Annotated in this window: 14 protein-coding genes; 8 read left to right on the top strand and 6 right to left on the bottom strand. The window is 39.7% G+C overall.

The window, feature by feature from the left end; genetic code table 11:
* Positions 1–150 precede the first annotated feature (150 nt).
* Both ligD and JT739_RS03620 read left to right on the top strand, forming a co-directional pair.
* The gene (ligD, locus tag JT739_RS03625; protein ID WP_370642567.1) at positions 151–948 is read left to right on the top strand and encodes a non-homologous end-joining DNA ligase; all 798 of its coding nucleotides are present in this window, start codon (positions 151–153) and stop codon (positions 946–948) included.
* A 17-nt stretch (positions 949–965) separates the two neighbouring features.
* Positions 966–2,051: an NAD(P)/FAD-dependent oxidoreductase gene (locus tag JT739_RS03620; RefSeq protein ID WP_237659731.1), complete on the top strand. Its 1,086-nt coding sequence runs from the start codon at positions 966–968 to the stop codon at positions 2,049–2,051.
* Positions 2,052–2,074: 23 nt separating this feature from the next.
* Here the strand turns inward: JT739_RS03620 and JT739_RS03615 are convergent, their stop codons facing one another.
* Entirely contained in the window at positions 2,075–2,593 is a 519-nt protein-coding gene (locus tag JT739_RS03615) for a YhcN/YlaJ family sporulation lipoprotein (RefSeq protein ID WP_237659730.1), read from the bottom strand.
* 129 nt (positions 2,594–2,722) lie between these two features.
* Between JT739_RS03615 and JT739_RS03610 the strand changes: the two genes are divergently transcribed.
* From JT739_RS03610 to JT739_RS03595, 4 genes are read left to right on the top strand one after another with little or no spacing between them, the layout of a single operon-like run.
* Positions 2,723–3,160 (top strand): FHA domain-containing protein, encoded by a 438-nt coding sequence (locus JT739_RS03610; RefSeq protein WP_237659729.1) that lies wholly within the window; start codon positions 2,723–2,725, stop codon positions 3,158–3,160.
* A complete protein-coding gene (locus JT739_RS03605) occupies positions 3,120–4,352 on the top strand; it encodes an FtsW/RodA/SpoVE family cell cycle protein (protein WP_237659728.1) in 1,233 nt (410 codons plus the stop codon). Before JT739_RS03610 ends, JT739_RS03605 begins: the two co-directional genes overlap by 41 nt.
* Positions 4,345–5,760 carry a penicillin-binding protein 2 gene (locus tag JT739_RS03600; protein ID WP_237659727.1) on the top strand — a complete coding sequence of 472 codons (1,416 nt, stop codon included), beginning with the start codon at positions 4,345–4,347 and terminating at the stop codon, positions 5,758–5,760. The genes JT739_RS03605 and JT739_RS03600 overlap by 8 nt, the downstream gene beginning before the upstream one ends.
* Positions 5,761–5,784: 24 nt before the next feature.
* On the top strand, positions 5,785–6,687 hold the full coding sequence (locus JT739_RS03595; RefSeq protein WP_237659726.1) for a DMT family transporter: 903 nt from the start codon (positions 5,785–5,787) through the stop codon (positions 6,685–6,687).
* A gap of 59 nt (positions 6,688–6,746) precedes the next feature.
* Here the strand turns inward: JT739_RS03595 and JT739_RS03590 are convergent, their stop codons facing one another.
* The 5 genes from JT739_RS03590 to JT739_RS03570 form a co-directional block, all read right to left on the bottom strand.
* The gene (locus JT739_RS03590) at positions 6,747–7,451 is read right to left on the bottom strand and encodes an ABC transporter ATP-binding protein (RefSeq protein WP_237659725.1); all 705 of its coding nucleotides are present in this window, start codon (positions 7,449–7,451) and stop codon (positions 6,747–6,749) included.
* Positions 7,445–8,197: an ABC transporter ATP-binding protein gene (locus JT739_RS03585; RefSeq protein ID WP_370642566.1), complete on the bottom strand. Its 753-nt coding sequence runs from the start codon at positions 8,195–8,197 to the stop codon at positions 7,445–7,447. The genes JT739_RS03590 and JT739_RS03585 overlap by 7 nt, the downstream gene beginning before the upstream one ends.
* Positions 8,198–8,230: 33 nt before the next feature.
* Positions 8,231–9,094, bottom strand: coding sequence for a branched-chain amino acid ABC transporter permease (locus JT739_RS03580; RefSeq protein ID WP_237659723.1), 864 nt, complete (start codon positions 9,092–9,094; stop codon positions 8,231–8,233).
* 10 nt (positions 9,095–9,104) lie between these two features.
* On the bottom strand, positions 9,105–9,974 hold the full coding sequence (locus tag JT739_RS03575) for a branched-chain amino acid ABC transporter permease (RefSeq protein WP_237659722.1): 870 nt from the start codon (positions 9,972–9,974) through the stop codon (positions 9,105–9,107).
* 82 nt (positions 9,975–10,056) lie between these two features.
* Positions 10,057–11,223 carry an ABC transporter substrate-binding protein gene (locus JT739_RS03570; RefSeq protein WP_237659721.1) on the bottom strand — a complete coding sequence of 389 codons (1,167 nt, stop codon included), beginning with the start codon at positions 11,221–11,223 and terminating at the stop codon, positions 10,057–10,059.
* A 692-nt stretch (positions 11,224–11,915) separates the two neighbouring features.
* Between JT739_RS03570 and groES the strand changes: the two genes are divergently transcribed.
* Both groES and groL read left to right on the top strand, forming a co-directional pair.
* Complete coding sequence (gene groES / locus JT739_RS03565) at positions 11,916–12,200, top strand: co-chaperone GroES (RefSeq protein WP_237659720.1); 285 nt, start codon at positions 11,916–11,918, stop codon at positions 12,198–12,200.
* Between the two features lie 22 nt (positions 12,201–12,222).
* Entirely contained in the window at positions 12,223–13,839 is a 1,617-nt protein-coding gene (gene groL / locus JT739_RS03560; RefSeq protein WP_237659719.1) for a chaperonin GroEL, read from the top strand.
* Positions 13,840–14,043 lie beyond the last annotated feature (204 nt).

Genomic DNA, 14,043 nt, shown 5'->3' with positions numbered 1-14,043 from the left:
AAAAAATCCCTGGGGCTACCAGCAACCAGCAGAACTCTTTTTTTCCGGGAAATAAAGCGGCTAACTTCTAAATTCAAAATTCATGATTGAGAAACCCAACATCATTCGGGTTTCCAAAAAATGTGTCGCATTTAATATTGCAATTTAAGAATAAAATATTATATCCAAATGGCATCTGTAATTCTGCCTCACCTAAAAGACAGGCCGATGGTTTTTACCAGATACCCCGATGGCATTTACGGCAAAGCCTTTTATCAAAAAAACGTGCCAGATTACGCTCCTGAGTGGCTCAAGACTTTTAAAATTAAATCAGATGAAGGCAATATTACAGAATACGTGATAATAAATGATGTCAAAAGTTTAGTATGGGCTGCCAATCAAGCCTGTTTGGAACTTCACCCGTGGCTTTCAAAGACATCTTCATTGGGAAATCCGGACTACGTAATTTTTGATTTAGACCCAATGGAAAACACCGATTTTGAAGATGCACGCAAGGTGGCCCTTGCTTTAAAGGAGTTACTTGATATGGAAGGCCTTGTAAGCTTTGCAAAAACTTCCGGTTCTACAGGCATACAAATATATGTGCCTATTGACTGCAAGTATACTTATCAGCAGGTGAGGAATTTTGCAAAGTTGTTTTGCCAGGTAATCGAGCGGACCTTTCCGGATATTACTACTACCGAAAGAAGCGTGAGCAAAAGAGAGGGAAAAATGTACCTTGACTATATGCAAAACGTCAAGGGCAAGACAATTGTCGCACCGTACAGTCCTAGGCCCAAAAAGGGAGCGCCTGTCTCATGCCCAATAACTTGGACAGAACTTGAGCAGGGTGTAACTGCTGATATGTTCACAATAAAAAATATGCCTGAGCGCGTAAAAGAAAAAGGTGATATATTTGAGGGTGTTCTCACTGTAAAACAAAACATAGATAAGTGGGTAAACATTTAATTGATAGAGGTGAGTGTATGGCAAAACTCCTGATTATAGGAGGTGGGCCTGCTGGCCTTTACGCAGCCTCTGAGGCAGCAAAATTAGGATTTGATGTGACCCTTTGTGAAAAAGGTAATATCGGTGAAAATATAAGATGTGCCGAAGGATTTTTCGATACGCTAAAACTCTTAGGTAAACCGGATTTTGGGGTGCTTTACAAAGTAAAAAATCTTATAATAAAAGTAAAATCCACGTACAAAGTGAACGCAGATCAACTAAACCTGTGGATGCTCGATAGGGCAACTTGGCAAAAAAAATTAGCCGATCAGGTAAAAAACTTAGGTGCAAGGATTTGGGAAAATTCCCCCATAAATCCCAAAGATTTAGTTAAATTAAAAAGAGAATATGACTTTATAATAGATGCAAGTGGGGCACCATCTGTTACATCAAGACTTTATGGTTTTGCAAAATTTTATAAGCAAAATTCAGGAAAGACCGTCCAATATACGATGGAAGGGGATTTTTCTCATTTAGATTATTCCTTAAAAGTCGGCCTGCTGCCTGACTTCTGGGGTTATTACTGGATTTTTCCAAAAACCGAAAGAATAGCTAATGTAGGTATAGGTAATTTTGATCCTCAGGAAAATGACAGACTTTGGGATAGGCTAGACAAAGTGATAAGTGACGAAAATTTTAAGGGTTATAAGATACTAAACAAAATCGGCGGCATTTGCCCTACTGCAATACCGGATAAATTGGTTTTTGACAATATACTCCTTGCGGGAGATGCCGCCGGCCTTACTTCGCCCTTGCACGGTGGCGGCATTGATATGGCTATTTTAAGTGCTAAAGAGGCTGTAAAATCCATAGCTTCGGATTGGGCAAATTACGACAAGAATTTAAAAGGTTTGTTTGATAAAAAGCTTAAATTTGAAAGGCTACTGGTTAAAATATGGCGTGAGAGAAATTTAGAAGAAATGGATAAACTTATTGCCAATTTATCGAAATACGGTATATACCTCCTCCTAGCAAATCCAAAACTTATAAACGGTATTTCTTTACAAATATTAGAGAAAGCACTCCTAAAAAGGAAGCCTGTAGGAATAAAAAAAGTCCTGTGAACATTCACAGGACTTTTCGAAGATTATTCAGTATTTGTTTTAGGAGCTATTCTGCGAGTGATTTCGGCTAATTCGTCGGTAAAGCTGGAGATGGGTTTGCCATCCTTGATGCCTTCCGCTACTTTCTTTAAGCGGGTAATGAGGTTTGGATCAGTTGTAATGCTGACGGTTTTGATACTGTTGTCAGCTTTTTTAATTTTTTCGGTTACTTTATCTTTTATTTCTTCGGTTTTATTATCTTCTATATCCGGCTCTGTTTCTAATCCTACTAAAACCGTTGACCCGGTTATTACGACAGTAGCGGCTTTTACTCCGTCAACATCTTCTGCAGCCTGTGCCAGCTTTGATGCTTGAGTATGAGCAGGTGATGCAGGTGTTGTGTCTCTGGCCGGTGTAGGTGTCTGAGTGTTAGGTGTGTTAGGTGTTATTTTTGCAGGAGGTGACTGATTATTTGGAGCCGGTTTTCTATTGACACTACAACCGCTTAAGGCCAATGCAAAAATTAAAACAAGTGTAGAGAATATCACTAATATTTTTTTCATGATTTTGTCCCTCCTATCTAATTTTATGATAAGGCTTTTTAAAGTATTTTATACTGTAAGATTTAGGTCTCGCTGGTCCATAGTTTACCAATGCTCATTTGTGGTATAATAATATCAGAGGTGGTATTTGTGTTCGAATTACTGTCTCGAACTTTAAGATACGTTTTTATTGTGTTAATATATTATTTCCTATACAATTTTTTAAAAATAATGATTGCAGATTTGCGCGGTGAAAAAAGCCAGCCCAAAGAGACAGGCTTTATTTTATTAGATGAAAACGGCAATAAATATACTTTATTTGATATAAATACGCTTGGCAGAGCAGAAGACGCAGATATAATCATCGATGATCCTTTTATATCAAGCAAACACGCTTTAATTTTTAAACGCGGTTCTAAATTGTTAATTCAAGATCTTCACAGCACAAATGGTACTTTTTTAAACAACAAAAAAATCACAAGACCTTTGAGGCTTAAAGAAAATGATGAAATTACCTTGGGAACCAAAAAGTTTAAATTTTTAAGGGGTGAAACAGTTGGAGCCGAGGACAGAAGCTATTTACAATAAAAATATTGCCATAACTGCTCTAGTGGGAATTTTGGCTGCTCTGCTGCTGGCCTTTCGCGAAGGCGTATTTTCTCCTGTACCTATTTACGGCAGCCTGATCTTTATAGTAATAATGTTTGTTGGGCATTTTTTGACAAACCATTTATTTCCTAAGCAGGACCCTGCACTTTTTATTTTGTGTTGTTTTATATGTCAATTAGGTTTGGTAATGCTTTATAGAATAGATCCCGAGTCTGCAGCCAAACAGCTTATTTGGTTTGGAATAGGGTGTCTATTGTATTTTATAAGCTCCTTTGTGTGCAGGACCTGGATTGAAATAAAAGTTGGTCCCTTTATTTTTTTTCTCGTAACTTTCGTGCTACTTGCTTCGCCGCTAATTTTTGGTGTGGAACGGTATGGCTCAAAGAGCTGGATATCATTTGGTAATTTTTTATTTCAACCTTCCGAGCTGGCTAAAATAACTTTTAGTTTGTTTTTGGCCGACACTTTAAAAGAACATAAAATTGAAGATTCAATAAAATTTTTTGGCCAGATTTTTGTTGTTTTAGGTCTCCTAGCCTTTGCACGGGATTTAGGAGGAGCCATGCTCTTTTACTTTGCGGCTCTAATCATTATCTTTGCAGCAACTTCCCGCTTGGATCTCACGGTGCTTGGGCTTATTGGCGCAGTTGTTGCGGGGCTTTTAGGTTATCAATTTTTTGGCCATGTCAGGGTAAGGACAAAAGCATGGCTTAATCCCTGGGAGGATGTGCCTGGCAAAGGGTATCAAATAGTACAATCACTGTTTGCCATAGCTGAAGGGGGATTTTTCGGCACAGGCCTGGGCCTGGGCCGTCCCGATTATATTCCGGCAGTGACAACTGATTTTATTTTCTCTGCCTTTTTTGAGGAATTTGGTTTTTTGGGTGCTTCAGCACTAATTGTAGTTTATTTTTTATTAATATACAGGGGAATAAAAATATCCCTGACTATAGAAAACAGTTTTTTATGCCTTTCTGGCTTGGGCATAACAGTGTTTTTCGGCATTCAAATATTTACTATTATTGGCGGTGTGATAAAGCTTATACCGATGACAGGAGTTACACTGCCTTTTATGAGCTATGGTGGCAGCTCTATGGTAATGAGCTTTATTTCTTTAGGGATCTTAAACGGAATAATAATGAGAGCTTTGGGCGGTGAAGCCGATGGATAAGCTCAAGCGCAATATAAAATTGATATTTGTGGTTTTTAGTGTGCTTTTTATTTCCCTTATACTTTACCTGACCTATTTTACAGCTGTTGAGCGTGAGCAGCTAATCAAGAGCTCATATAACCGCAGATTGTGGGAACAGGAAGAAAAAGTCATGCGTGGAACCATTTACGACAGCAAAGGAAGGCCTTTGGCAGAAACAGGTTTTGAGGGGGGGACCAAAAGGAGGATATATAACGGAGGTAAGGCTATAGGCCCTCTTATAGGATATTCAGATCGGGTCCTTGGCAGAGCAGGAATTGAAAATGTTTTTAACGGCGAGCTGCTGGGAGTGTCAGAGCAGGATCCGGTGACTCTTTTAAGGCAAAAGATACTGGGTGTTAGTGAGCAGGGCAGTGACGTGTACCTTACCATAGATTTAGATTTACAAAAAACCGCATATGACCTGTTTCAAGGTCGAAAAGGTGCTCTTGTTGCATTAGAACCACAGACGGGTAGAATTTTAGCACTGGTGAGTTCTCCGGGATATGACCCATCTACTGTAAAGCAAGACTGGGAAAAGCTTTCCAAAGACGAAAATAAGCCCTTAATAAATAGAGCTACACAAGGCCTTTATCCTCCAGGCTCAGCATTTAAAATTATCACATTGGCTGGGGCTCTAACATATAACCCAGAAATAGAGTATGAAAAGTTTTATACGCCCGGATATATAAAGGTTAGCGGCAGCATTATTCGAGATGGCCAGCATTTGTGGCCCGGTGAATACGATTTAAATACAGCCTTTAGATATTCCAGCAATACGGTTTTCATTCAAATAGGCCAGAGAGTAGAGCGGGAAAAAATGATTGAAATGGCTGAAGCCTTTGGCTTTAATGCTTCAAATAAAAGTGATATTCCAATAGCTAAAAGCACTTTTCCGAGGCCACCTGTAATTGGCGGAGATGTTGAGATGGCGGAGTCTTTTATCGGTCAGGGCAGAATTTTGTCAACGCCTGTTCAAATGGCTCAAGTAGCAGCAATTATTGCAAATGATGGCAAAATGGTAACTCCCTATATTGCCCAGAAAATTGTCTCACCGTTGGGAACAGAAATAAGCAAAGCTCCAAAGGCGAGCACAACTCAGGTAGTAAGCTCAGAGGTAGCTAGAAAGATTAAGGCCTTGATGGTAGATGTGGTGAAGAGCGGTACCGGCACAGCTGCTGCTATAAGTGGTATTGAAGTTGCCGGCAAGACCGGAAGTGCGGAAAATCCTCATGGTCAGGCCCACGCCTGGTTTGTTGGATTTGCACCTGCTGAAAATCCTAAAATTGCAGTTGCGGTAGTGGTAGAAAACGCAGGTTCAGGAGGTTCTGTGGCGGGCCCTATCGCACGTGGTGTGATATCTAAGTATTTATCGGATATTACACGCTAAAAAATATATAGCAATAGAGGTGAAATGGTTTTGAAAAAAAGTCTAGTTGCAGATGGCGCATTGCTTTTGGTAACCCTTTGCTGGGGCCTAAACTTTGTGGTTGAAAAGCATGTTTTATCAACAATGACTCCAATTATGTATCTAGGGTTTCGATTTTTTTTAAGTGCAGTGATCATGATCGGCATATTTCATAAAAGATTAAAGACAATAACAAGAGAAGATATTGAGGCAGGCCTTGTGATAGGATTGTTTATGCTTTCTGGCTTTTTAACTCAAACTGTTGGCCTTGTCTATACGACACCGGCAAAATCAGGATTTATAACCGGCAGTAATGTAGTCATGGTGCCTTTTTTCGCGTATATGTTATCAAAGAGATTTCCCGGAGTAAGTCAAATATTAGGAGCTATAGTGACATTCTGTGGCTTAGGGTTAATTTCCATAAGTGATAATCTGACAATTGCCTATGGGGATATGCTTACGCTTTTGTGTGCGGTCTGTTTTGCCCTTCAGATTACCTTTACCGAATACTACATGAAAAAAGCTGACCCCATAAACGTGGCTATAATACAAATTGCCTTGACAGGCATAGTTACGCTGGGGGCAGCAGTGTTGCTGGGCCCAATTTCACTTAAGGTTTATAGTTCAGAGATTTGGGCTGCCATTTTATTCGGAGTAATATTTTGCACAGCTGGTGCTTTCATAGTCCAAAACATCGCTCAAAGATACACCAGTTCCACTCACGCAGCTGTAATACTGTGCACCGAATCGGTTTTTGCTGGCCTTTTCTCGTTCTTGTTAGGGCAGGAACCGCTGACATTTAAGGCCATATCCGGCTTTGTCTTAATTCTGGCAGGTGTTCTTATTACGGAACTTATGCCATATAAAGGGCAAGAACCAATTAAAGAATCGGCTGATGCAGTGCTTTAACTGGACTTAAAAAGAGTATCGCAAGTTAACCGATAAACAGTTTTTGCGATACTCTTTTTTTAGTCTCCAAGATATGCTTTTTTTACTTGTTCATTATTTAGCAGGTTTTCGGCGGAATCTTCCAGCACTATTTTGCCCGTTTCAATAACAAAGCCTTTATGGGCTATGGTTAAGGCCATTCTGGCATTTTGCTCAACTAATAAAATAGTAGTTCCTGTGCGATTTATTTCCATAATTATATCGAAAATATTGGCTACTATTTTTGGTGCGAGCCCCATTGAAGGCTCATCTAATAGCAGCAATTTTGGTCTCGCCATAAGTGCCCGCCCTATAGCCAACATCTGCTGTTCTCCACCGGAAAGAGTACCTGCAATCTGCTTGACACGGTCTTTGAGAATAGGGAAAAGGTTAAAGACCTTTTCCAGATCATTTTTGACCTGTGCCTTATCTTTATTCAGATAAGCTCCCAACTGAAGATTTTCAAGCACGGTCATACGAGGGAAAACTCTTCGGCCTTCAGGCACCATAGCTATTCCTGATTCAACAATATCAGAAGTGCTCTTATGAGTTATGTCCTCACCTTGAAAATATATTTTCCCAGAAGTAGGAGCTACGAGGCCGCAGATAGTTTTTAAAGTAGTTGTTTTTCCTGCCCCGTTGGCTCCGATTATTGTAACGATTTCTCCGGGTTTAACTTCGATGGATATTCCCTTTAGAGCCTGTATATTGCCGTAATGAGTTATTACGTTTTCAAGTTTTAACATGCTTTACCCTCCTTGAGGGTAGCTTCACCGAGGTAAGCTTTTATAACCTTTTCATTATTTCTTATTTCTTCAGGTGGACCGTCTGCGATTTTTCTCCCATAGTCGAGCACCATTATTCTTTTAGAAATACCCATGACCAATTTCATGTCGTGTTCTATGAGAAGCACAGTTTTTCCCATGTCATTGAGCTTTTCTATCAATTCAATAAGTTCATTGGTTTCCTGAGGATTCATGCCTGCTGCTGGCTCATCAAGGAGTATAAGTTCAGGGTCAGTAGCTAATGCACGAGCCAATTCCAGGCGCCTTTGTTTGCCATAAGGCAAATTTTTGGCTTTTTCATTGTACACATCATCAAGGCCCACAAACTTTAAAACATCCATAGCCTTTTCTTTAACGAGAGCTTCTTCTTTGCGGACCGCAGGTGTTTTTAAAATAGCTCCAAAAACACCGGTTTTTGTGCGACAGTGTTGACCTATGATCACATTATCCAGTACGGTCATTTCACCAAACAACCTAATATTTTGGAAGGTGCGAGCAATACCCATTTTTGTTATCTCATAGGGCTTTAAGTTTTTAATCTCTTTTTTCCTGAAGCGTATAACACCTGCTGTTGGAGTATATACACCGGTTAAAAGATTAAACAGGGTAGTTTTGCCTGCACCGTTAGGGCCTATGACACTTAAGACTTCGCCTTGATTTATAGTTATATCAACAGAGTTTAAGGCTGAAAGGCCTCCGAAAACCATCGTGAGATTAGTACCTTCTAAGAGCTTCAAAACTTATTGCCCTCCCTTCTCCATCTTTTTTTTGGGTTTAATTTTATCTAAAAGGGAACCACTAATTATCCCTTCCGGTTGCACAATCATCATAATGACGAGAAGTAAGCCGTAGAGCACCATGCGGTACTGTGCAATGGCTGGCGATACTATACGCAACAGCTCTGGCAATAATGTAATAAAAAGTGCTCCGAGTATAGCGCCATACGTATTTCCCATACCGCCTAAAACCACCATACACAGTATTTCGATGGATTTCATAAAGCCAAAATCCTTTGGATTTATATACCTGAATAAAAATGCGTATAAGCCGCCTGCTATACCGGCATAAAAGGCGCCTATAGTAAACGCCAGGATTTTAAATTTTGTTGTATTGATGCCCATTGCTTCGGCTGCCAGTTCATCTTCACGGATAGCAATAAAAGACTTGCCAACGCGAGAGCTCATTATTCGGTTTAAAGAAAAGATTACTAATAAGAGCACTATGGTTGCTATATAAATATTTGTCACTTTGGGTATGCCGCGGAGGCCCATGGGCCCTCCGGTAAATTCCAGGTTCAAAAGGATATTTTTAGTGATTTCTCCAAAACCAAGTGTCGCTATAGCGAGATAATCACCTTTTAGCCTTAAAGTAGGAACTCCGATAATAAATCCAAAAAACGCTGCTACTATAGCACCAAGGATTAATGAGGCCACAAAAGGAAAGTCAAGCTTTAATGTAAGCAAAGTAGCAGCATATGCTCCTAAACTCATAAAAGTAGCATGACCCAGAGAAAGCTGCCCTGTGTAACCTGTTACTAGATTTAGACTAACTGCTAGTATAGAGTTGATCATAATTACTGTCAAGATCTGCAAAAAATAGCTCAAAACATATCACCTACACTTTCTCTTGAACCCTACGCCCTAATAGCCCGGTTGGCTTGAGCAGTAGAATAAATATGAGCACTGCAAAAGCTATTGCATCTTTGTAACGGGACATATAAACAGCTCCCAGCATCTCGACCAAACCAAGAATTAGACCACCAAGCATTGCACCGGGAATACTGCCGATTCCGCCTAAAACTGCTGCTACAAAACCTTTTAAACCCGGGAAAAATCCCATTGTAGGGTTTACAGAATCAAAGTAAACTCCGACCAGAACACCTGCAGCACCGCCTAAAGCGGAACCGATAGCAAAGGTGAAAGAGATAACCTGGTCTATTTTAATTCCCATAAGCTGGGCGGCTTCTTTATCCTGGGCAGTTGCTCTCATGGCCTGGCCCAATTTGGTTTTTTGCATTAAAAAATGTAATACTATCATTAGAACAATCGACACCAGCAAGATCAAGAGTTGTAGCGAAGACATTCGCAAAGGACCAAATCTTAAACTGGTTACATTTAAACCTGAAGGGAAGGGTCTTGCCTGTGGTCCAGCCAACATTAACACCGCATTTTGTAGAAAAATCGAAACTCCAATTGCGCTAATCAGTGGTGCTATGCGGCTGGATTTTCTTAAAGGTTTATAGGCGATTTTTTCAATGGTGATGCCCACAATGCAAGAACCTGCCATGCTAATTAAGAGAGCTAAAACAAATGGCAGCTTGTATACAGAAACCATTATAAGCCCTATAAAGGCACCTATCATGTATATTTCACTATGAGCAAAATTAATAAGTTCAAGTATTCCATAAACCATAGTGTATCCAAGCGCGATTAAAGAATATGTGCTACCTAGTGTTAGACCGTTTAATAACTGTTCAAAAAACATAGCAAGCTCCATTCCTTTCCAAAAGCAAAGCCAATGGACAGAATGACTTCTGTCCATTGACTAAAGTGATAGCGATTAAGCATTAACGAACCTTTACAAAATTGCCGTTTTCTACTTTCAAGATGATTATATCTTTTAATGCGTCACCTGTTTCAGTGAAAGAGGTAACACCGGTAACGCCAGGGAAATCCTTAGTCTTTGCCATTTCTTGCTGAAGAACCTGTCCGCCCTCACCGTTTGCATTTTTCAGGGCAGTCAGAAGAATCATAGCAGCATCGTAGGCCTGAGCTGCAAACATATCGGGTTCAGCGTTGAATTTTTCCTTATATGCCTTTACAAAATTCTGGGCATTCTCTGAAGGGTCATCGGTGAAAAATCCTGCAGTAAAGATTGAACCTTCTACAGCTTCTCCACCAAGTTTAATTAGATCAGGAGAATAGAATCCGTCGGCACCCAATATTTGAACATCGAGACCTTGTTCTTTAGCTTGCTGTGCAATTTTAGCTGCTTCAGTGTAGTACCCAGCTATATATAAAGCATCTGGATTTGCCCCTTTAAGCTTTGTAAGCTGAGCTCTAAAATCTTTTTCCCCATCATTGTAAGTTTCTATTCCTACGACTTCTGCAATTTCTTTTGCTTTTGCTTCAAAGGCGTTTTTCAAAGAAAGACCATAGTCATTATTGGTAAACATTACAGCAAATTTCTTAAAGCCCAATTCGTTTACTGCAAATTCAGCAAGTTGGACAGCTTGAACTTCGTCAGACAGACAGTTTCTAAAAATGTAATCGCCAATTTCGGGAACACCCTGGGCTGTTGAAGAAGATGAAATCATTACAACTCCTGCGTCATTGGCGATGGGGCCTGCAGTCATTGTTTCTGCACTAATAACGCCACCGACAATGGCAACTACCTTATCTCTTTCAATGAGCTTTGAAGCGGCATTAGCAGCTTCCGTTTGATCTCCTCTGGTATCTTCTGATATTAGAACTATTTTTTTGCCGTTGATTCCACCATTTTCATTATTAAATTCATCAACAGCTATCTCTACACCATTTTTGACGCTTATGCCATAAGTTGCAACATCTCCAGTAAGAGGGCCGATTGTTCCAATTTTAATTTCTCCACCTTCAGACTCACCTTCTGTTGATGTGGAAGGAGTATTTGCTTGATTTTGGCCGCAGCCGGATAATAAAGCTAAAGTTAATACGACAACACAAAATACAGTAATAAATTTGGATAGTTTGCGCATAAAAGTACCTCCTTACTAAAATTTCCCTTTTTTATCGATGAAATAATATTTTTTTCAGACAACAAACTCAATTCGTGAATATTGGGTTTAAACGCCTGAATAATTTTGATAACCACCCCCAAGTACAAAAAAGCAGCAGTTCTACTCATGACAAAACACAAGTGGAACCTGCCGCTGGAGTCTTTTATACTCACGGTGTACTAGAAAAATTCTAGCTGTACCGCTTGGACCAGACGCTTTAAAGCGACTTACCTTTAAAGCCGGAACCCTAGGTACACTCCCACATGAAAAAGTGTTTCATTTAATTTTAAATCATATTATAATCTAATTCTCACAAAAAGTCACTATCAAAAACAAGATTTTTATAATTTTATTATATAAAAAATGTATAATTTTGTTTTCACCGGAAAAAATATGGAAGTAGAAGTGCACAGGCGTTAAAAAAACACGCTACATATTAGAATAATCGAGAAAAAGAGCAAAAATGTGGTTTTTTCCCTTGATAACAAGAAAAAGGGAAATTGATTTTGAAGTGCGCTTCTAATATTATATTAATTGTAATTAGCACTCACTAAGTAAGAGTGCTAATAAGTTAAACAAACTATCCTACATATTTTCATTTTTTGCTATTTTAACCTTGCCTTTAATTTTTGGTAATAATTTCTTGGCAATAAGAAAAAAGGAGGGTAAATATGAACATCAAACCATTGGGCGATCGAATTGTCATTAAAGTGTTAGAAAAAGAGGAAAAGACCAAAGGAGGTATCGTTTTACCTGATACCGCTAAAGAAAAACCACAGAAGGGCGAAGTCTTAGCAGTTGGTTCTGGCGAAATCATCGAAGGCAAAAGGGTTCCTTTGGAAGTCAAAGTTGGGGACAAGGTTATCTTTTCCAAGTATGCAGGTACTGAAGTAAAGATTGATGACCAGGAATATTTAATTTTAAGACAGAGTGACGTGTTAGCAATATTAGAATAAAGTCGCTAGGAGGGGATTATAAATGGCAAAACAGATTAAATATGATGAAGATGCTCGCAGAGCTTTATTAAGAGGCATTGATAAATTAGCTGATACTGTAAAAGTTACATTGGGACCCAAGGGCCGCAATGTTGTCCTTGATAAAAAATTCGGAACTCCCACAGTTACCAATGACGGTGTAACCATAGCAAGAGATATTGAGTTGGAAGATCCTTTTGAGAATATGGGTGCACAGCTAATTAAGGAAGTTGCTACCAAGACTCAGGATGTAGCAGGAGACGGAACCACCACTGCTACTTTACTTGCTCAGGCCATTATCCATGAGGGAATGAAAAACGTAGTGGCAGGGGCAAACCCCATGATCATGAGAAAAGGTATTGAAAAAGCTGTAAAAGCTGTAGTAGAAGAGTTAAAAACCTTCAGCAAACCTGTAGAGACGAAAGAAGCAATTGCACAGGTCGCTTCCATTTCTGCTGACGACGAAGAAATCGGTGAATTGATTGCAGAGGCAATGGAAAAGGTAGGCAAAGACGGTGTCATTACCGTTGAAGAATCTAAGAGTATGGGTACTACCCTGGAAGTAGTAGAAGGAATGGAATTTGACAGAGGTTACATATCTCCATACATGGTAACAGATACAGAAAAAATGGAAGCAGTTTTAGATGATCCCTATATTTTAATAACAGATAAAAAGATATCAAGTGTTCAAGACCTGCTCCCAATTCTTGAAAAGATTGTACAGCAGGGCAAGAAGCTCTTAATTATCGCTGAAGATGTTGAAGGCGAAGCTTTAGCTACACTGGTAGTTAACAAGCTACGCGGAACCTTGACCTGTGTTGCAGTAAAGGCTCCCGGTTTTGGTGACAGAAGAAAAGCCATGCTGGAAGATATAGCCATCTTAACCGGTGGACAAGTAATTTCTGAAGACCTCGGCATAGATATTAAGAACATTGATATAAATATGTTAGGTCAGGCAAGACAGGTCAGAGTTGACAAAGAAAACACCACCATCGTAGATGGTGCAGGAGATAAAGAAAACATCAAGAAACGCATCAATTCTATTAAAGCACAAATCGAAGAAACCACATCAGATTTCGATAGAGAAAAACTTCAAGAGCGGTTAGCAAAACTTGCCGGAGGCGTTGCTGTAATTCAGGTTGGTGCAGCCACCGAAACAGAACTCAAAGAGAAGAAAACCCGCATTGAAGATGCTCTTTCAGCTACAAGAGCAGCCGTAGAAGAAGGTATTGTACCTGGCGGTGGAACAGCATTCATCGATGCTCTACCTGCTCTTGACAGGCTCCAAGCTGCTGACGACGAACTAGTCGGCATAAATATTGTGAAAAAAGCATTAGAAGAACCTGTAAAACAAATCGCTAAAAACGCAGGATATGAAGGAGCAATAGTAGTAGAAAAGGTAAAGGCCAGCGATAAAGGAATAGGTTTTGATGCACGCCGTGGTGAATATGGCGATATGATTTCTAAGGGAATAGTTGATCCCACTAAGGTAACAAGGTCAACACTTCAAAACGCAGCCAGCATAGCAGCTATGGTTCTTACCACAGAAGCCGTAGTAACAGAAATTCCTGAAAAAGAAAAGAATGCACCAATGCCCGGCGGCGGAGATATGATGTATTAATGAAAGGATTAAAAAAGACTCGCGAATATTTCGCGGGTCTTTTTTTCTTGTCATTCGAATACCACGGGCTATGCCCGTGGTTCCGAAAAGCTTATAGCTATGAGTAGAAAAAACATACCTCCTCTGATAAAATAAAGCGGGTTTGGCCAACCGCAAAACTAAATCAGAGGAGGTAACATCCAATTGGATAATAACACATTATCA

The organism is Tepidanaerobacter sp. GT38 (assembly GCF_021991635.1).
Lineage (GTDB): Bacteria > Bacillota > Thermosediminibacteria > Thermosediminibacterales > Tepidanaerobacteraceae > DTU063.
The sequence above is the reverse complement of the archived record's forward strand: the minus strand, read 5'-3'. Positions and strand labels throughout refer to the sequence as shown.